At 34.9% G+C, this 19,132-nt stretch carries 18 protein-coding genes; 1 reads left to right on the top strand and 17 read right to left on the bottom strand.

From position 1 onward, the window contains the following. Positions 1-16 precede the first annotated feature (16 nt). The 17 genes from JSS34_03190 to JSS34_03270 all read right to left on the bottom strand — a co-directional run bounded on the left by JSS34_03190 (position 17) and on the right by JSS34_03270 (position 16,725). Positions 17-625 (bottom strand): NADH-quinone oxidoreductase subunit J, encoded by a 609-nt coding sequence (locus JSS34_03190; protein MBS0185342.1) that lies wholly within the window; start codon positions 623-625, stop codon positions 17-19. Positions 626-774: 149 nt separating this feature from the next. Next, on the bottom strand, positions 775-2,553 hold the full coding sequence (locus tag JSS34_03195) for an AAA family ATPase (protein ID MBS0185343.1): 1,779 nt from the start codon (positions 2,551-2,553) through the stop codon (positions 775-777). 126 nt (positions 2,554-2,679) lie between these two features. Next, entirely contained in the window at positions 2,680-3,174 is a 495-nt protein-coding gene (nuoI, locus tag JSS34_03200; GenBank protein MBS0185344.1) for an NADH-quinone oxidoreductase subunit NuoI, read from the bottom strand. Beyond that, positions 3,171-4,127 (bottom strand): NADH-quinone oxidoreductase subunit NuoH, encoded by a 957-nt coding sequence (gene nuoH, locus JSS34_03205; GenBank protein ID MBS0185345.1) that lies wholly within the window; start codon positions 4,125-4,127, stop codon positions 3,171-3,173. The genes nuoI and nuoH overlap by 4 nt, the downstream gene beginning before the upstream one ends. Positions 4,128-4,213: 86 nt before the next feature. Beyond that, positions 4,214-6,295 (bottom strand): NADH-quinone oxidoreductase subunit G, encoded by a 2,082-nt coding sequence (locus JSS34_03210; GenBank protein MBS0185346.1) that lies wholly within the window; start codon positions 6,293-6,295, stop codon positions 4,214-4,216. A gap of 26 nt (positions 6,296-6,321) precedes the next feature. Further along, on the bottom strand, positions 6,322-7,581 hold the full coding sequence (gene nuoF, locus JSS34_03215) for an NADH-quinone oxidoreductase subunit NuoF (protein MBS0185347.1): 1,260 nt from the start codon (positions 7,579-7,581) through the stop codon (positions 6,322-6,324). After that, positions 7,578-8,120 carry an NADH-quinone oxidoreductase subunit NuoE gene (gene nuoE / locus JSS34_03220; protein ID MBS0185348.1) on the bottom strand — a complete coding sequence of 181 codons (543 nt, stop codon included), beginning with the start codon at positions 8,118-8,120 and terminating at the stop codon, positions 7,578-7,580. Before nuoE ends, nuoF begins: the two co-directional genes overlap by 4 nt. Further along, positions 8,117-9,319 carry an NADH-quinone oxidoreductase subunit D gene (locus tag JSS34_03225; protein MBS0185349.1) on the bottom strand — a complete coding sequence of 401 codons (1,203 nt, stop codon included), beginning with the start codon at positions 9,317-9,319 and terminating at the stop codon, positions 8,117-8,119. Before JSS34_03225 ends, nuoE begins: the two co-directional genes overlap by 4 nt. 1 nt (position 9,320) lies before the next feature. After that, positions 9,321-9,881 (bottom strand): NADH-quinone oxidoreductase subunit C, encoded by a 561-nt coding sequence (locus JSS34_03230; GenBank protein ID MBS0185350.1) that lies wholly within the window; start codon positions 9,879-9,881, stop codon positions 9,321-9,323. A gap of 41 nt (positions 9,882-9,922) precedes the next feature. After that, positions 9,923-10,513, bottom strand: a complete 591-nt coding sequence (locus tag JSS34_03235) for an NADH-quinone oxidoreductase subunit B (GenBank protein MBS0185351.1) — start codon at positions 10,511-10,513, stop codon at positions 9,923-9,925. Positions 10,514-10,597: 84 nt separating this feature from the next. After that, a complete protein-coding gene (locus JSS34_03240) occupies positions 10,598-10,963 on the bottom strand; it encodes an NADH-quinone oxidoreductase subunit A (protein ID MBS0185352.1) in 366 nt (121 codons plus the stop codon). Positions 10,964-11,264: 301 nt separating this feature from the next. Continuing rightward, a complete protein-coding gene (locus JSS34_03245; GenBank protein ID MBS0185353.1) occupies positions 11,265-11,630 on the bottom strand; it encodes a hypothetical protein in 366 nt (121 codons plus the stop codon). A 134-nt stretch (positions 11,631-11,764) separates the two neighbouring features. Beyond that, on the bottom strand, positions 11,765-13,342 hold the full coding sequence (locus JSS34_03250; GenBank protein MBS0185354.1) for a gamma-glutamyltransferase: 1,578 nt from the start codon (positions 13,340-13,342) through the stop codon (positions 11,765-11,767). Between the two features lie 20 nt (positions 13,343-13,362). After that, positions 13,363-14,454: a bifunctional diaminohydroxyphosphoribosylaminopyrimidine deaminase/5-amino-6-(5-phosphoribosylamino)uracil reductase RibD gene (gene ribD / locus JSS34_03255; protein ID MBS0185355.1), complete on the bottom strand. Its 1,092-nt coding sequence runs from the start codon at positions 14,452-14,454 to the stop codon at positions 13,363-13,365. 8 nt (positions 14,455-14,462) lie between these two features. Next, a complete protein-coding gene (locus tag JSS34_03260; GenBank protein MBS0185356.1) occupies positions 14,463-15,212 on the bottom strand; it encodes a methyltransferase domain-containing protein in 750 nt (249 codons plus the stop codon). Positions 15,213-15,223: 11 nt separating this feature from the next. Beyond that, on the bottom strand, positions 15,224-15,853 hold the full coding sequence (locus JSS34_03265) for a GTP cyclohydrolase II (GenBank protein MBS0185357.1): 630 nt from the start codon (positions 15,851-15,853) through the stop codon (positions 15,224-15,226). Beyond that, positions 15,853-16,725, bottom strand: a complete 873-nt coding sequence (locus JSS34_03270; protein MBS0185358.1) for a 3-keto-5-aminohexanoate cleavage protein — start codon at positions 16,723-16,725, stop codon at positions 15,853-15,855. The genes JSS34_03265 and JSS34_03270 overlap by 1 nt, the downstream gene beginning before the upstream one ends. Positions 16,726-17,010: 285 nt before the next feature. Between JSS34_03270 and JSS34_03275 the strand changes: the two genes are divergently transcribed. After that, the gene (locus JSS34_03275; GenBank protein ID MBS0185359.1) at positions 17,011-18,810 is read left to right on the top strand and encodes a hypothetical protein; all 1,800 of its coding nucleotides are present in this window, start codon (positions 17,011-17,013) and stop codon (positions 18,808-18,810) included. The last annotated feature ends 322 nt before the right edge of the window (positions 18,811-19,132 follow it).

Raw genomic sequence — 19,132 nt, forward strand, 5'->3', positions numbered from 1 at the left:
ATTTAAAATGATCATATTACACTCCTTTTCCAATATCGACTTGGCAGAGCTTGATCCGATTTTTCTTTTCTTCTAAAACTTGATCCGAGACTTTTTGATGATATCTTTCTTTAGGAGTTCTTTTTGTTAAGACAATAGCTCCAATCATCGCACATAACAAAATAAACCCCGCAATTTGAAAAAGAACACTATACTGGGTATAAAGAACATTTCCAATAGCTTCTGTATTTGAAACTTCTGAAGAAAATGGCACATAGGATGCTTTTAAGGAAGGCGATATAAATTGCCAACCACTCAGAACAAATAATATTTCACTTCCAAAGAAAATTCCTATAAGGAGAGGAATTCTTTTATACCATTTCACTTTCTTTTTTAAAGGATCAAGGCGCGGCTTGAGCATCATAACAACAAAGAGAAACAACACTGCAACGGCGCCCACATAGACAATCACAAAAATCATCGCCAAGAGCTCTGAGCCTAACAACACAAAAAGACCCGCCCCATTTAAAAACATAAAAATAAGCCACAATGCTGAATGAACAGGAACACGTGAGAAAAGGGTCAGCAAAGCCGATACAATCATTGCGCCTGCAAAAAAATAGAACATCCCAGCAAAAATGATCATTACTCTCTCCTTATCCTATTTTCACCCTTCTGCATTGTTCCAGCTAGAGCATATAGATATAGATACCGGATTTAAACCAGATTTCAAACTCTTTTTAAAAGTCTATAAAAAAGGATGATTTTTAGGAGGTGACTTTGGAGTCTTGGACTTTATTGAAAAGCCACTGCAACATCTTTTCCACGAAAAGCGACTCCAACTTTAAAAGTAGAGACAATATTCTTATAAGCTTTAAGCTTCGCTCCATAATTCTTCTCTTCTATTTGCTTTAACGCTTTTTGAGCAAGAGAAGATAAATCTATTTGAGGTTTTCCAAATTTAAACTCTAGAATTAAAGCATTCTGATATCTTGCTCCCGGCATTGGAATGAAGAGAAGATCAATGCGTCCCAATCCCGACTCTCTCTCAGTTTCAATATAGTAATTGGAAGAAACAGCAGAGACGAGCCCTAATATAAAACCATTATAAAAAAGCTCTGCATTCTTGGAGCCTGTCGAAAAAAAACTTGCTGATGACTCAAGATAATCTTTAAGCTTTTGAGTAAATACATCTATATCTCCCTTAAGGAGATAATCTAAAAATGCATTATATTCATTCATTTCAATTTTAAGCTTTTGAGAAATCCAACTCATTGAAGAAATTTCAAAAACCTCTTGGACTTCTCTATTCGGGATACGAACATTACATCTGTACATCCCTGCTTTTTCGTTTTGAATGGAATTTGCCGTTAAATATCCTGAAAAGAGCAAAAGATTATAAAGTGCATTGGGAGAAGATTTGATATCTACAAAAACCATTTTAGGGTCTGCAAGCATCTCAACACTCCCTCCTTGAATGAGGATCTGCATCTCTTCTTGAAACTTATCAAGAATAAGAGCTCGTTCGATAAGAGCAGTATTTGCTGTTCCCACCCAGTAAGCTTTCAACATTCCTTTTCTATTCAAACAATTCATAATGGACCAAGGGTTATAAATTGTCACACCTCCAATATTATATCCATTATACCAAAATTTAAGATCTTCAGCTGTTTTAGAGTTTTTATCGAGCCCAGATTTATTGAGAAGAGTATTGACTTCTTTTTCTGTAAATCCAAAATATTCTGCATACTCCTCATCTAAAATTGAGTCTTCTCCAAGATTATTAAGACCAGAAAAAAGGCTGGCTTTTGCACCTCTCAATATTCCTGTCACAACACCCTTTTCAAGAAAGTCATTTCCTTTGAGAGCGCTGCTGAAAATTCCTCCAAAGAGATTTAAAATTTTCTTAAAATAGATATCTTCACTTTCAGAAACTGTTTCTTGAGCCAATTGAAGAGCATACCAATCATTCAACGGTGTGTCATACTCATCGATCAAAATAAAAACTTTTTGATCAAAATGCGTAGAAAGCATCTTACTCAAATAAAAAAGACTTTTTTCTAATTCAGCCAAATCAAATGACTTTGTTATAAATTTTTTAAAGAGAATTTTTTGTGACTCTGAAAGCTTATCACTTAGAAGAAGATATTTATGAGTTTCAAAAAGATCATAAATAAGTTCTTTGATTTTCATTTCAATTATTTCAAGGCTTTCTCCCTTAATTTCTTTAAAGGAGACAAAAATTACTGGAAATTTCCCAAGATAATTTTCTAAAATCTCGGAACATTCTCCAATCTTCAACTTTGAGAAAACGTTTTGTCTTTTAACGCTCTCTTCTTCATCAATTTCTCCTGTATTTTTAACGGGAATTCCAAAAAAATACTGTAGCATCGTCATGTTCAAAGTCTTTCCCCATCGACGTGGACGCGTGATAAGAGTGACATGATATCCGCTTCCAAGAAGTTTAGAAATAAAAGACGTTTTATCCACAAACAAGTTATTTCTTGTTGCCATTTCTTTAAAACTATCTGTCCCAATATTTATTGTGTAAGTTTTATTTTGGAGTTCTGTCATTATTTAATCCTTAAAAGAAGAACAAATTGTACCACACCTCTTTCGACACGTTATAGACAAAAATTTGATCCTTCCAAAGTTCGAATTTCCTTCTTCTCTTTTCTCACCCAACACACTCCTTTTTTCTCAGCACCCCTGGTTTCTTTCTTTAAGATTCTGTGCAATAACGTCTTCCCAAATATCTCCATTTTCCAATAATTTTTGTTTGTCATAAATAAGACTTTCATGAGAAAAGGTTGCAAATTCAAAATTTGGTCCCTCCACAATAGCATCAACAGGACAAGCTTCCTCACAAAGACCACAATAAATACATTTGGTCATATCAATATTATAAATTGAAGCGCGCCTTGAACCATCTTCCCGCTCTTCTGATTCAATGACAATTGCTTGTGCCGGGCAAACAGCTTCGCATAGTTTACAAGCAATACAACGTTCTTCCCCATTGGGATAACGCCTTAAAGCATGTTCCCCCCGAAATCTTGGACTTAAGTGTCCTTTTTCAAAAGGATAATCGATCGTAACCTTTGGCTTAAACATATACCGCAGCGTAACACCAAGACCCTTTAAAAGATCTTTGAAGCCAAAAGTTGAGAGAAAAAATTTTAAGTATTTAGAGTTCATAGAAGAAAGCTTTCTTTAAAAAAGACAAGGACAGCTGCCGTAAGAACAACCCAAATAAAAGAAAAAGGAAGAAAGAATTTCCACCCCAGCCGCATAAGTTGATCATAACGATATCTTGGAAACGTGGCTCGAATCCAAACAAAAACAAACAGAAGAAAAAGAGCTTTTATTCCAAACCATCCTATATTAGGAATCCATGTAAAAGGAAGACAGTCAAAAGGAGGCAACCATCCTCCTAGGAAAAAAATTGTTCCCAATACGCTCATTAAAATCATATTTGCGTATTCTCCTAAAAAAAAGAGCGCAAAAGGCATCGATGAATATTCCACATTATACCCAGAAACAAGTTCTGTCTCAGCCTCTGGAAGATCAAAAGGAGCTCTATTTGTTTCTGCAAAAGCTGAAATCATAAAAATGATAAACATTGGAAAAAGAGGCAAAACAAACCAAAAAGTTTGTTGTGCTAAAACAATTTCTTGGAGATTCATTGAGTCTGCACACAGAACAACTGTAACAATCACAAGGCCTAGAGAAACCTCATAAGATATCATTTGAGCGGCTGACCTTAAAGCACCTAAAAAAGCATATCTTGAATAACTCGCCCATCCTGCAATAATAATTCCATAGACACTTAAAGAAGACACAGCAAAAACATAAAGAACACCGACATTAAGATTAGAAATACTTTGCTTAAAGCCAAACGGAATAACAGCCCATACAGAAAGAGCTAAAGTAAATGTAATAATAGGAGCGCATAAAAATAAAAATTTATGCGCGCGATTTGGAATAATAATTTCCTTATGCAAAAGCTTTAATCCATCCGCAAAAGGCTGTAAAAGCCCAAAAGGCCCAACGACATTGGGACCCCGTCTGAGCTGTATTGCCGCAATAACTTTGCGTTCAAACAATGTTAAAAGTGCAACAAGAAGAAGCAAAGGGAGCACGACCATCATAATTTTAAAAATGATCTCCCCCAAAAAGAGAAAATTCTCTCTCAAAAAGTGATAAATTTTTTCATAAAAAAAAGAAAAATGCGTTCTCAATCTTCTTTTCCTTTTAATATAAAAGTTTCTGCAGCACGCGCCATGAGAGGAGAGGCACGTGTAATAGGATCCGTCATATAATAATTAGAAATAAACGGTTCAAAAGCCTCCGATGTCAACTTTTGAGAAGGAAGATTTTTAAGAAAAGCTGTCAGAGCCGGCACGACTTCTTTAAGATTGATATTACGTTGATTTTGATCTCTTAAAAAAGGATATCCCTTAAAAAGTTTTTCTCTAAGTTCTTCTAGAGAGTTATAGTCTAATTTCAAACGGAGATGCTCAGAAAGAGCTCTTATAATTGTCCAATCTTGTTTTGCTTCTCCCGGTGGGAAAAGAGCTTGAGAGACACACTGGACACGGCCTTCTGTATTTACATATGTTGCGTTTTTTTCTGTAAAAGCACTTCCTGGCAATATAACATCTGCTTTTTGAGCTGCAAAATCTCCATGATGCCCTTGATAAACCATAAAGCAATTTTTTGTTTTAAGTCTTCTTTTATATTCTTCATCTGCTCCTAAGAGATACAGAAATTTTAACTTTCCATTTTCTGCTTCTTGGTACATTTGCTCTGCGGACCAACCTTCTTTTTGAGGAATGAAGCCAATATCAAGAGCGCCAACTCGACTGGCCGCAGTATGTAAAATATTATACCCAAGCCAATCTTCTCGAAGCGCTCCATATTTTTGAGCAATTTTTAAAGCAAGTGATTGAATTTCTTTTCCATCCGATCTTTTTAAAGCGCCATTTCCTAAAATAAGCATAGGCTTTTTTGCTTTTTTGAAAACTTTCGTCCAGAGTGTCTGGTCGGCCAACAACTTTTCAAGACCTGAAGGATCTTCACTTATAAGTGTGTAAGGATATGTTAAATCTGTCTGAGGACCAATCATTCCCACCTCGAAATTTCCACGGAGATATCGTTTTCGCAGACGAGCATTTAAAAGCGTTGCTTCATGACGAGGATTCGTTCCAATCAGCAAGCAAGCATCAGCTTCTTCAATGCCGGAGATACCCGTATTAAAAAGATACAAAGACCTTAACTCGGTGAAAGGTCTAGCCCCTTCTTCACAGCAATCCATATGGGGGCTTTTTAATGCAAGCATGAGTTCTTTAAGAGCAAAAGCTGACTCCACATCCACCAAACTTCCCACAATGGCTCCCCTTTCAAAAGGAGAACAAACAGAAAGCTCTTTTTCAATCCGTTTAAACGCTTCCTCCCAAGAAACAGGCGTAAGATGTCCTTTCTGCCGAACATAGGTCTGATCTAAACGTTGATATTTTAATCCATCATAAAAAAAGCGCGTCTTATCTGAAATCCATTCTTCATTTATGTCGTCATTTAAGCGTGGTAAAATACGCATGACCTCAGAACCCAGCGTGTCAATCCGAATATTGGATCCAACAGCATCTAAACAATCAATAGACTCCGTTTTTTTAAGCTCCCATGAACGGCTTTTAAATGCATAGGGCTTTGATGTTAAAGCTCCAACAGGGCAAACATCAATTAAATTACCTGAGAGTTCTGAAGAAATAGCTTTTTCAACACCCGTTGAGATTTCACTCAATTCTCCTCGACCCACAATACCAAGCTCTGGGACCCCGGCAATTTCATCTGCAAACCGAATACACCGCGTACAAAGAATACATCGCGTCATCTCTGTTTTAATAAAAGGACCAAAGTTTTTATTGGGAACAGCTCTTTTATTTTCCTCAAACCGCCCTGCAACTGCACCATAAGCATATGTAATATCTTGCAGATCACATTCACCGCCTTGATCACAAATAGGACAATCCAATGGATGATTTATCAAAAGAAATTCAAGCGTCCCTTTTCGCGCTTTTTCCACAAGGGGCGTATTGGTTCGAATAACCATTCCTTCTAAGGCAGGATAAGCACAAGAAGCAATAGGTTTGGAGCACTCTTCCATCTCCACCAAGCACATCCGACAATTGCCTGCAATAGAAAGCTTAGAATGATAACAAAAAACAGGAATTTCAATGTTTGCCTTACGGCATGCATCTAAAACTGTGGCTCCTTCTTCCACCTCGACAAGACAATCATTAATATGAAGTGTGATCATAAACTTCTTATTTCCTCATGATGTTTTTAAAAATCTTCAAAACGTTTTTCGATGGTAGGTCTAAAGTGCCGTATAAGACCTTGCACTGGCCAAGCAGCAGCATCTCCAAGCCCGCAAATGGTATGCCCTTCAATTGCGTAAGTAATTTCTTCAAGAAGATTAATCTCCGCAGAGTTTCCCTCTCCTTTCGCAAACCGTTCGAGCATACGCCACATCCATCCTGTTCCCTCTCGACAAGGTGTACATTGTCCACAACTCTCATGCATATAAAACTTTGAAAATCGCGCAATTGCCTTCACAATATCTGTCGACCGATCCATTACAATAACGCCCCCTGTCCCAAGCGCACTGTTTACATCTCTGAGGGCCTCAAAATCCATCAAAACAGAATCACAAATAGATTTTGGAATAAGAGGCACTGAAGACCCTCCAGGAATAACAGCCAAGAGATTATCCCATCCGCCGCGCACGCCTTTCGCATACGTTTCAATAAGAGTGCGAAGAGGAATCCCCATTTCTTCTTCTACGGTACAAGGAAAGTTAACGTGTCCTGAAATACAAAAGAGCTTTGTGCCTGTATTATTTGGTCGTCCAAGGCTTGCAAACCAACCAGCTCCTCTTCTTAAAATAGTAGGAACCACAGCCAACGTCTCTACATTATTAACAAGTGTGGGGCATCCATAAAGACCTATTTGAGCTGGAAATGGGGGTTTTAAACGTGGCAAGCCTTTGCGGCCTTCAAGACTCTCAATTAAAGCTGTTTCTTCCCCACAAATATAAGCACCAGCCCCACGATGAACGTAAAGATCAAATGAATAGCCTGACTGGGCTACATTTTTTCCCAAAAGTCCTGCCTCATAGGCCTCTTCAATAGCCTTTTCTAATATACAAGCCTCTTTGTAATATTCTCCACGAATATAAATGTATCCAACAGAGGCTTCAATCACAAACCCCGCAAGAAGAGCCCCTTCAATAAGCTTATGGGGTTCATATCGCATAATATCACGATCTTTCGCTGTTCCTGGCTCACTTTCATCTGCATTAACTACAAGATAAGAAGGCCGGTCTGTTTTCTTTAAGAACGACCATTTTTTGGCCGTCGGAAAGCCGCCCCCTCCTCGGCCACGAAGGCCTGAATTTTTTATTTCTTCAAGTATCCATTGACGCCCTTTTTCCATTAATTTCTTTGTCGAATCCCAATCTCCTTGAATTTGAGCTTGAGATAAAGTGATGCTTTCAATACCTCCAAGATTCTTAAAAATACGGTTTTCAGGAGAAAGGCTCATTGTTTTTCTTTTTTTACACAAAGTTGTTTCAAAAGGTTATCTACTTTTAAAGATGTTAAATCTTCATAATAATCATCATTTATTTGCACAACAGGGGCATTTACACACGCGCCTAAACACTCGACTTCTTCTAACGTAAATAGGCCATTTTCTGTCGTTTCCCCAAACGAAATTCCAAGCTCTTTTTGAAAAGCTTCATATATCTTTTCACAATCGCGCAACCAACAGGGCGTTGTGGTGCAAATTTGCACAAGATATTTACCACAAGGCTTCAAACGAAACATGGTATAAAATCCAACAATTTCATAAAGACGCACAAGCGGCATATTAAGGCGCTCAGAAATATACATAAGTGCCTCTCGAGTTAACCATCCCCCAATTTGACGTTGAGCGAGATCCAATAATGCCAAAACTGCACTCGCTTCCCTACCTTGAGGATAATGAGAAATAGCATTTTGAGCTTTTTTTTCATTTTCTTCCGTAAAACAGAAAGGCGGCGCATCAAGAGAATCGAAATCATTTTTGGAACAAACTGTCACCGATCAATCTCCCCAAAAACAATATCCAATGATCCCAGAATAGCTGCAAGATCAGCAATCATATGTCCTTTACTCATAAAATTCGTAGCCTGTAAGGCTGAAAACCCCGGAGCTCGAATTTTACATCGGTAGGGTTTATTCGTCCCATCTGAAATCAAAAAAACGCCAAACTCCCCTTTCGGAGCTTCGACAACCGTATAAGTTTCACCTCGAGGAACATGATATCCTTCACTATAAAGCTTAAAATGCTGAATCATTGACGTCATATCAACTTTCATATCAGATCTTTTTGGAGGCGTAATTTTATGATTTTCAACCATAATAGGACCCTCAGGCATATCTTGAATGCATTGTTCGATGATTCTGAGACTTTGCCGCATTTCTTCTATCCGTACAAGGTATCGATCATAACAATCCCCTTTTTCTCCGATAGGAATATCAAATACCATTTTATCATAAACATCATAGGGCTGAGACTTTCTTAAATCCCAAGGAATTCCACTTGCTCTTAAATTTGGTCCAGAAAATCCCCAAAGAAGAGCATCTGCTCCATTAATACATCCAATATTTACCGTACGTCCTTTAAAGATACGATTTTCTGTTAAAACATTTTCTGTATCTTCTAAAAATTTTGGAAATTTTTTTACAAACTCGGAAATATCTTCTAAAAGGCCTTTGGGAAGATCCATGCTGACCCCTCCTGGTCTAAAATAATTTGCATGGAAACGTGCTCCTGAAACACGTTCATAAAAACCCATTAAAATCTCACGCTCTTCAAAACCCCATAAAAAAGGCGTCATCGCTCCAACATCTAAAGCAAACGTTGTGACATTTAAAATATGATTTAAAATACGTGTGATTTCAGAAAAAAGGACACGAATATATTGGGCTCTCAAAGGCGCAGAAATTCCAAAAAGCTTCTCAACGGCAAGCGCAAAAGCATGCTCCTGACACATAGGAGAGACATAATCCAGACGATCGAAGTAAGGAATAGCTTGCGTGTATGTTTTATATTCAATAAGTTTTTCTGTTCCGCGATGCAAAAATCCTATATGAGGATCAGCGCGTTCAATCACCTCACCATCCAGCTCAAGCACGAGACGTAAAACACCATGGGCAGCCGGATGCTGAGGGCCAAAATTAAGAGTATATTGCTCAGTGCTTTTGGGCAGATGCGCAGAAGAGTGTGTGTCTGTCATTTTAATCTTTTCTCTCTTGTGTCGCAGATGTCAGAGGCCCCTCCCAAGGACTTAAAAAATCAAAATCTCGATAGGCTTGATCCAATTTAACAGGCTCATAAATCACACGTTTTTGTGTTTCATCATATCGAACCTCTAAAAAGCCTGTCAGCGGAAAATCCTTTCGAAGCGGATGATTCTCAAATCCATAATCCGTCAAAATACGTCTTAAATCAGGATGTCCTCCAAAAGGAATTCCAAACATATCCCAAACTTCTCTTTCCAACCAATTCGCTGAAGGATAAAACTCCGTTACAGAAGGAATAATTTCGTTTTCAAAGACTCCTACTTTAAGACGAAATCGAAGATTATGTTTCAAACTTAGAAAATGATACACAACATCAAATCTTCTTTCACGTTCCGGATAATCAACGCCAGCAATATCCATAAGAGATTGGAATAAGCAATTCGGATTTTCTTTTAAAAAAACAACAGAACTCAACAAACTTTCGACACGAACGCGCACACTTAACTCATTTTTGTCAAAAGAAGACTCAAGGATATTTTGTCCCCAATTTTCCATGAGGTAGGCAAGAAGGTTTTGAGAGTGAGAATCCTTAGAATTCACGTTACTATATCCCCTTGATCAGTGGATTTTGTTTGTAAATTTTTTTCTTTTTTAAACAAATTTTTTAAAAAACTTTTTTTGGAAATCGATGATTCAAAAGAAAGAGAAGAAACAAGACTTGGCCCTTGCAAAATCTTTTTCTGAAGTTGTAAAACACCATAAAGAAGAGCTTCTGCGGTGGGTGGACATCCTGGTACATACACATCTACAGGAACAATCCGGTCACACCCTCTTACCACCGAATAGGAATAATGGTAATAGCCACCTCCATTCGCACAAGATCCCATAGAAATTACCCATCTTGGTTCTGCCATCTGGTCATAGACCCGCCGAAGGGCAGGAGCCATTTTGTTACAGAGAGTACCCGCGACAATCATGACATCAGATTGACGGGGGCTTGGCCTAAAAACGACACCAAAACGATCTAAATCATAGCGGCTCGCGGCCGTTTGCATCATTTCAACGGCACAACAAGCAAGCCCAAAGGTCATCGGCCATAAGGATCCACTCTGTGCCCAAGCAGCTAATTTATCCAACTGAGTTATAAAATATCCTTTATTTGAAACCTCTTGATTAAAAGCTTGCATCAACTGATCAGAGGAAAGTGCAGCCGGATCGGACAAAGAATTATCATAAGGAGACATCATGTCAAAAAACCATCTCTTAAAAGGTTATTCCCAATCCAAAGCCCCTTTTTTCCATTCATAAAGGAACCCCATCGTTAAAATACCCAAAAAAAGCATCATTGATACAAAACCAAAAACACCAATTGTCCTTAAAGAAATAGCCCATGGAAATAAAAAAGCAACCTCAATATCAAAAATTATAAAAAGAATAGCAACAAGATAAAATCGCACATCAAATTTATGAGACATATCCTCAAAAGGATCAAACCCACATTCATAAGGAGTAAGCTTCTCAGGATAAGGATGACGTTTTGCGCGCAAAAATGCCAAAAGCACCATAAAACTTGAAATAAAGAGAGCAATTCCCAAAAAAACAACGAGAGAAAAGTATTCTCTCAAAAGTGTTTGCATGATGCACAACCCTTTAACAATGTTAACACATTCTAAAACAAGCAGATTTATCAGGAAATCATTTGTTTTAGAGACGTTTTTATGGGCACATCCTACAAGGATATTCTTAAAAATTCAAGGAGGATTGGCTTTGATTCTTTAGAAAAAAAGGAAGAAAGAAATTAACTAAGATTAGTATAGCGCTTGTATTTTAAAGGATATTCAAAAAAGCTTGGAGCAAGATAATTCCTCTTCTTTCAAAAAGCTGCCATATCTTATCTAAAGTCTATAGGTTTTACCTTTATCAAAAAATCTTGAATTGTTATAGCCTTCCCAAATTTGTAACATGAAGAAACTTCCACTCTTCTTTTTGAAAGATAGTATAGTAACTAGAGAAAAAAACTTTTTTTGAACTAAGTTCCCATTTCAATAAGAATAATTTATGATTAAAGTCTATGGAATATTTTTTTTCTATTTTATAATTAAATTTAGATATTTTATCTAATTTATGACTGTCCATAAATTGCTGAAGTGTTTTTTCAATATCTGTGAGAGCATTAAAAAGTATAATTTTATTATTAATATATATTGAAGAAGGAACATTAAAACACTTTACCGCATCTTTAACATTATAATTTTCAAAACTTTTTTGATATTTTTGAAATAATATGTGTGACTTATCAAGCATATATAATATCCTTTTAATATCTTTATTAACGTTTTAAAATACTTACATTCTAAAAAGTGTATAAAAAAATGAAATCTCTAAATTTTTCTAATTTTTATTGATTAAATAAATTTAATACACAAAAACCTTTTTATTTAAGCTCCTAATGTAAGTCCTTCTTCACCACCGTCATCCATTCCTTTAAGATAACTTTTACCCTTCTGTATGATACGTAAACATCCAGGAATTCTTTTCTTTCTAATAACAATATGATTTTTTTCTTTCAGTAAATCATCTACCTCCTGTGGCATGGAATTTTCAACACAAATGCAAGGATCTATATCTTTTTCAAAAACATCTCCCCCGGGAAAAAAAGTCCATTTTGGTTTTAAAAGAGCGTCTTCAAGAAGCTCTTTTTCAAATAAAATCGATATTAAGAAATTAGCATTCCATTGAGGTTGTCCGTCCCCTCCAGGCGTTCCCCCAGCCATATAGAAATTATCCTTGTAGGTTATAATATAGGGAATAATTGTATTAATTGGACGACAATAGGGTTTTATAAAATTTGGATCTTCTTGATTTAAAGTACATCCTCTACCAAGTCTTGCATTAAAAATTAAACCCGTTTCTTCACAAGCCACTCCTGAACCAAACCCCATAGATAAACTTTGTATACAAGAAACCGAATTCCCTTCTTTATCAGAAATGACAAAGTTTGTTGTATCATTTTCTTTGTAATGTCCTTTATATCGGCACTGACTTTTCATTTTTAAATTTATTTGAGATGCCATATTTAAAAGATTGCCTTTGCTTAAAAGAAAATTAGTTTCATCTCTGACTTTCGGATCACATGCTTTCTTAAGCCTTTGTTCAAATGTTAAATTAAAAATTTCGCTCAACAAATGAATTTTCTCTCCATAGATTTTAAATTCTTGCTTTTTGTTAAATATTTCAAATAATTTTAAGTTTTGAAGTAATAAATATCCTTGCGTAGGTAATGGCGGAACATATACATGATAAAGACCAAATTTTAAAGAAAGAGGAGATTCAAAAAAAGCTTGTGCGCGGCAAAAATCCTCTTTATCAAAAAAACTACTTAATTTTTGAGTTTTTAAATATAAAGCATTAACAAATTCAGATTGTAAGTTTAAAAAAGAATCTTTAAATTTTATAAATTTTTTGTAAGTATTTCCTAACTCAGGCTGTTTAATTATATCTTTTTTCAAGGAAAAGAGCTTACATAGATAATCGTCATCTTTAATAATATTATAATTACTCTGGGTCCATCTTTTAAATTGATTTCCAATAGGGATTCCTTCATCCGCATATTTAATAGCATCATAAAGTAATACATTTAAAGGAAGTTTACATAATTTATATAAATTTAAATATGTGTGAAACATAGCTGGTACTGTTGCAGATAAAATCCCTGTTCTTGGTAACTCTAAAAATTTTCTTTTCTTAAAGTTTTCAAAAGTTGCGTTTTTTGGTGTTTCACCTAACCCATTCAAACAAAAAATTTTATTATTTTTTTTTGTATATCCTATTAGAGAGATATCCCCACCAATTCCACAAGACATCGGAAGAGTAACATTAAGAACTGCAGAAACTCCGAGAGCAGCATCAAAAACTGTTCCGCCTTTTTGTAATATCCTCATTCCTGTAAGACTCGCAAAGGGACATCCTGTAGAAACCATAAAGTTGCTAGCGTATTTAGGATATGTTTTAAACATAATAATTCCTTACAAGTCTTTTAATATTTATGACTCATTTTTATTAAGCATTCACCCCCAAAAGTCTCGTATGTTATGTTAGAAAAATATGATCTAAAATCAAATTCTTTTTGAAATCCATCAGTAAAATAAGGATTTAACCATTGAGGGCTTAAGTAGAGATAAAGCACATCAACAAGTTTTTTATGAACTAAACTGTAAGTTAACAGGCCTCCAGCCTCAACCCATAAATTATGCACGCCCTTTCTTCCTATTATCTTTAATATTTCTTTAATATCTAGCAAGCCAAATTTATATGAAGGAATGGAAATACATTCAACATTATTAAACTTATATAAGTTTTTATTCTTAATATTATCCGGATTACAAAATAATGTAACATGTTTTGAATAAGAAAAAATATTACTCTTAGAAGGTAAATTTAATCTGCTATTCAGTATGTAAAGGTCTTTAGGATAAAATAATCCATTAATTCTAGCATTAAACATAGGATTGTCTTTTATAATTGTTGCGGCAGTAGTAAGAATCGCATCATGTTCTTTGCGTTGATGATGAGTAAAATCATTTAGAAATTTTCCAGTAATATTAATTCTTTCTCCCTTTTTACCTGCTATTTTTCCATTTAAAGACATTGCAAGCTTTGCTATTACTTTAGGGACACCCTCTAAATGCCACTTTGAATATCCCTCATAAAATGAAGAAATTTCTTTTACTGGGATTTCAATACACTTTATACCTCTTTTTTCAAGAATTTTTATACTTTGCCCATTCACTAAGGAATTAGGATCTTTTTGAGAAAAAATAACTTTAGATATTTTATGTTCTATAATTGCATCAACACAGGGAGGAGTTACTCCCCAATGGCAACATGGTTCTAAAGTAATATAAATCGTGGCTCCTTCTGGGCATTCTTGTAATTTAGAAAATGCATTCCTCTCAGCATGAGGTTTACCTTTTCCTTCATGCCAGCCTTCAGAAATTATTTTTCCATTTTTTACAATTAATGCTCCAACCGCAGGATTAGGAAAGCATTGACCAGAAAACGTTTTAGCTAATTTCAAACACCTTATTAAGTAATCACGATGTGATTGAAAACAATTTTTTTGTTCCATTAAAATTCTCAACGTTTTTTTAAAAGAAAAAAAGTAGTCCAATGGCATATATTTTTAAAGTTAGCCTTCTCTAACTTAATAAATAATTTCTCTTTATCATTCGGCATCTCCTCTTTAAATGAACAGCCACTCGCAAAAAGCCATTGTACAAATTCAAAAGGGGTACAGACAACTTCACGCGACACCAAAAAAACATCTTCTAAAATAAAGTTTGTATTTTTGATTAAATTTTTAATGTCTATAATTGATAAGCGTCGTTTCGAAAATGATTCATAAGTAGGATTTATATCTAGAAGAACGTCATTCATCATATTATCATATTCCTCAGAATCCTTATTCTTTCCTGCAGTTGCAATATAAACAAAACTATCCTTTTTTAGTAATGAATTTATCTTATCAAGAGCACGAGAATAGTTTGGGAACAACCAATGAAAAGCTGCATTACTTACAAAACTAGTAAATACCTCTTCTGTTTCCAATGCATTAAAAGAAATATTAATAAAAATTGTATTCAAGATTTTCTTTGCCTTAGCGACATCCAGCATCTCTTTTGAGAGATCAAAAGCCATAATTTTTTCTACGTTTTTTATTTGTGACAAACTCTCTGTAAGATATCCTGTCCCACACCCCATTTCTAAAACAGTTTGTTTCCCTAAAGAATACTTAGAATACATGCCTGCCAGAAGATTACAATTTAACTGTTGAATTTCTCGCGCAGTCTCTTCATATGTTTTCCCTTCATTCCAAATATTTTTCATATTTTTATGCCTCATGCACTGCAACACTGCTTATGCTGTTTCATAAAATGCCCCATTCTATTTATCTTTGTTTCAAGATATGCAGTGCTATAAACATTAGGAGATATGTCTTGTTCTATTCTTTTTACAATATTGATTCCTGATTTAATCAGTACATCAATTTTATTAGGATTATTAGTGATAAGTTGCACATTTTTTATATTAAAATACTTTAAAATTAAAACAGCTGGAGAAAAGTCTCTTTTATCTACATCAAGTCCTAATGCTATATTAGCTTGAATCGTATCAAGACCGCTTTCTTGAAATTTATATGCCTTTATTTTATTATTAATCCCTATCCCTCTTCCTTCATGATTCATAAAATAAATTAAAAGCCCATTTTCTTTTTTAGAAATCATTTTTAGAGAAAGATTAAGCTGCTCTTTACAATCACATTTTAAAGATCCAAAAATTTCACTTGTAATACATGCACTATGGATTCTTAGCGTAATAACTTTATTAGCTAAATCTTTATAGGGCCTTGTAGAAAAAGCAACAACCTGATTTTCTACCCCGTTTATCTCAAAACCAATTAAATGAAATAGAGAATTATCTGAGAATTTGGTTGGTATTACACATTCTGCTACAACTTTACAATCCATTATGCAACCTCCTTGGCTTCCTGCTTTCTTTGAGGCAAACCTATTATTCTCCTTGCATCTTCTACATTTGCAATTTCTCTTCCCAATAAACGAGCTTGATTAACAATTCTTTCAACTAAAACAGGATTAGATGCATCTGTTTTTTTACTCCAATCGTAATAAGGGTTATCTTCTAATCCAACCCGCACATGCCCACCTAAAGACAAAGCCAAACTATTTGCTGCTAATTGATATCTTCCAATTCCTCCTAAAGCCCAAGTTGCTCCATGAGGAAGTGTGCTCAAAAGAGCGGCTATATTTATTGGTGAAAGATCTGCGGTTCCTCGATTACCCAGTATTAAATTATAGTAAAATGGAGGGTTTAAGATATTTTTATTAATTAAATAATTAGAAAAATTAACCATACCAATATCAAACACCTCAAGCTCTGGAACTATGCCTTTCTCGTTCATTATCTCTGCTAATCTTATTATTGTATCTGGAGAATTAATGGAGGGCTCTTTAGGAAAGTTCATAGATCCAAGTGTTAAAGAAGCCATATCTGGGGTAGGAAGGCACTCTAGACTATTACTTCTTCTTTCTATTTCTGGCCAATTTCTTCCACTTGTTGTAACAACCAAAATAATATCATTTATACGTATAAGTATTTCATTAATTATTTCTTCAAAATATGCCTTTTCCCATGTAGGAGTTCCATCAGTTAAACGCGCATGAAGATGCACCATAGAAACACCTAAATTGTGGCACCGTTGAACATCCTTTGCTATTTCTGTCGCTGAAATAGGAACAAAAGGACAGTTTTTTTTCTGAGGGACCATACCCGTTGGACATAAATTAATAATTAATTTTTGAGAAAAATTTTCATCTAACATTCCTATCTCCTGAGTTATAAAAATCTTTTTAATATTTTTTTGAACATAATGCGTTAATTCTTCTTTTTTTATCCGTAAAAATTACGGATTTTTTAGTAAGAATTATTCATAATAAATTGATTATTAAGCTAAAAAGAAAGTGTAAATACTTACTAAAAATAAAATAGTCTATTATTAGATTCGCTGGGTAGCTCAATCCTATCCATTTTCATTTAAGGATTTCTGAGGCATTTCAGATATCAACTTTAACTTACGCAGCAGGTCAATTACCTAAAGGAAAATGTAATGAATTACTTTACTAATGTAACAAAAAAAATAATATCTATATTCTTAATTATAACCTTTAGCTTTCAAAATCTTGCTGTTGCTATGGACTCTGAATTTGATGATACCCAAGATAAAAAAACGCACAAAGCCACTATTTTACCAATTAATCATTCTTTAGAGGACCTAAGACTGTTGAATAATGAAACCATTGAAAGTCCAGAAGGTCGTAAATTTAATGATCATAAGATTTCTATAAATGAAGTGACAGAAAGTGAGCTTCTCCTCACGAATCGAAATGCTTATAAAACTGTTCTTAAATCAAGTATTCCCCTTATAATATCTATGGCCCCAGTAATTTCAAAATCTATTGTCAATAATATTATTTTAGCTCAATTAGAAGATCCCGATGCCATCGCTGCAGGTCCTTTAATTTCTACTTATATGAATAGCGTTACGGGTTCAATTGGGGCCATACTTTCATGTTGTGGAATTTTGGGTGGTAAGAGAGCTGCAATGGAAGACCATGAGGGGTTAAGAGATGTTGTGAGAAATGGATATTTTGCAGGGTTAATCTTAACAATTCCTTCACTAGCTATATACTTAAATGCAGGTAGAATATTAAAAAGTACTGGCGTAGAAAACTCTATAGCTGATAATGTGCAGGATTATTTCTTTTACTATTCAATTGGTTCAGTGTTACCAACCTATTGGACTTTAGTAGATCAACAATTAGCTTTGTCTTTAAATAAAAATAATTTACCGATAGTTATTTCTATTTCTAGAACAGCGATATCTTTATTGGCAAGTTACCCCTTAGCTTTGGGTGCATGGGGCTGTCCAAAATTAGGCGTTGCAGGACTAGGATATGGAACCTCGATAGGAACATTGAGCGCTTTTTTAGCAATAAGGACTTATATTTCTTACAGCGAAGCATACACCAAGTACCCACTATTATCAAACTTTTCTTTTTCAACTTATACAAATAATATGAGAAAATTTATTACAAAGGGAGGTCCATTAGGATTACTACGATTTATGGAATGGGGTAATTTAGCTGCAAATTCAATGATCCTGGGAACTTTAAACAGAAATACCCAAATTGCAGAACAGATTTCTATTCAACCTATTATTGCATATAACTTTATACTAATAGCCCTCACGCAAGCAAGTGGCATTATTATTTCACAAAAGCTTGGACAAGCAGAAAAATTAAAAGCCCAAGATAGACAGGAAGAATATAAAATAGCTTTAAACAATGCAAAAAGACTTGGTTCTGCAGCAATAGCAATTAGTTTTTTCTCTTCTTTAGCAACTGCAGGCTTATTTATAGGATTGTCTCATCCATTACAAAGACTTTTTGAAGGAACTCCTCAAGATATAGAATCTAAAGATGATTGGGATACAATACAAAGCCTTGCTGATACAATGTTATTAGTTAACTCCATAAGTCTGCTTGCGGATGGACCAAGAAATGTTGGAGGAGGCGCATTCAGTGGATATGAAGAAGTAATATTTGCTCCCAGTGTCAGTTTTGCTTTTATGTCTGTTTTAGCTCTTCCAATAAGTGCTGGATTGGTGCTTGGAGCAGAATTTAATCCTGTGTGGGCTTATGGAATGCGTGCAGGAGGAATATTTTTATCAGCATTAACGATTTGTTATAAATGGTATCAAAAAAAGAGCGTACCTGAAAAAAAAGCTCACGCTACTATAGAAAACGTAGGATTAATTTCAAATAGTCCTTCTAGACGCACCTATGAAAGAGCATGGTATAATCCTATAAGATGGGGTGTGGCTATTTTAAGTATGTTCCGTAAATAAATATTATCGATAGAGTCCCGTCAAGAGGTGTAAAATTAGATTGAGCCATTGCCAGAACCCGATTCAGTTATAAGAAGCTGCATAGAAGCAAGACCTATATAACTTTCCCAGATGCTAAGCCTCCGCTTTAAGCGGAGGAATCCTAATGTTTGACATATACGGAAGATTTCCGAAAATAATTTATGCCGCTCAAAGCATAAAAAAATAAGGAATCGTATATGTCAAACGTAAACCATTTAAATCACTCTACGTGGGAATGTAAATATCATACTATTTCCATAAATTAAAATAACAAATAGACTTTTAAAAAGAAAAGAGATAT

The organism is Pseudomonadota bacterium (genome assembly GCA_018242545.1).
GTDB lineage: Bacteria > Pseudomonadota > Alphaproteobacteria > 16-39-46 > 16-39-46 > 16-39-46.

What these genes read in the sequence shown, in the direction of transcription:
- JSS34_03190 (MBS0185342.1), bottom strand. Translation starts at nt 625, where the DNA reads ATGATCATTTTTGCTGGGATGTTCTATTTTTTTGCAGGCGCAATGATT.
- JSS34_03195 (MBS0185343.1), bottom strand. Translation starts at nt 2,553, where the DNA reads ATGACAGAACTCCAAAATAAAACTTACACAATAAATATTGGGACAGAT.
- nuoI (MBS0185344.1), bottom strand. Translation starts at nt 3,174, where the DNA reads ATGAACTCTAAATACTTAAAATTTTTTCTCTCAACTTTTGGCTTCAAA.
- nuoH (MBS0185345.1), bottom strand. Translation starts at nt 4,127, where the DNA reads ATGATGGTCGTGCTCCCTTTGCTTCTTCTTGTTGCACTTTTAACATTG.
- JSS34_03210 (MBS0185346.1), bottom strand. Translation starts at nt 6,295, where the DNA reads ATGATCACACTTCATATTAATGATTGTCTTGTCGAGGTGGAAGAAGGA.
- nuoF (MBS0185347.1), bottom strand. Translation starts at nt 7,581, where the DNA reads ATGAGCCTTTCTCCTGAAAACCGTATTTTTAAGAATCTTGGAGGTATT.
- JSS34_03225 (MBS0185349.1), bottom strand. Translation starts at nt 9,319, where the DNA reads ATGACAGACACACACTCTTCTGCGCATCTGCCCAAAAGCACTGAGCAA.
- JSS34_03230 (MBS0185350.1), bottom strand. Translation starts at nt 9,881, where the DNA reads ATGGAAAATTGGGGACAAAATATCCTTGAGTCTTCTTTTGACAAAAAT.
- JSS34_03235 (MBS0185351.1), bottom strand. Translation starts at nt 10,513, where the DNA reads ATGCAAGCTTTTAATCAAGAGGTTTCAAATAAAGGATATTTTATAACT.
- JSS34_03240 (MBS0185352.1), bottom strand. Translation starts at nt 10,963, where the DNA reads ATGCAAACACTTTTGAGAGAATACTTTTCTCTCGTTGTTTTTTTGGGA.
- JSS34_03245 (MBS0185353.1), bottom strand. Translation starts at nt 11,630, where the DNA reads ATGCTTGATAAGTCACACATATTATTTCAAAAATATCAAAAAAGTTTT.
- JSS34_03250 (MBS0185354.1), bottom strand. Translation starts at nt 13,342, where the DNA reads ATGTTTAAAACATATCCTAAATACGCTAGCAACTTTATGGTTTCTACA.
- ribD (MBS0185355.1), bottom strand. Translation starts at nt 14,454, where the DNA reads ATGGAACAAAAAAATTGTTTTCAATCACATCGTGATTACTTAATAAGG.
- JSS34_03260 (MBS0185356.1), bottom strand. Translation starts at nt 15,212, where the DNA reads ATGAAAAATATTTGGAATGAAGGGAAAACATATGAAGAGACTGCGCGA.
- JSS34_03265 (MBS0185357.1), bottom strand. Translation starts at nt 15,853, where the DNA reads ATGGATTGTAAAGTTGTAGCAGAATGTGTAATACCAACCAAATTCTCA.
- JSS34_03270 (MBS0185358.1), bottom strand. Translation starts at nt 16,725, where the DNA reads ATGTTAGATGAAAATTTTTCTCAAAAATTAATTATTAATTTATGTCCA.
- JSS34_03275 (MBS0185359.1), top strand. Translation starts at nt 17,011, where the DNA reads ATGAATTACTTTACTAATGTAACAAAAAAAATAATATCTATATTCTTA.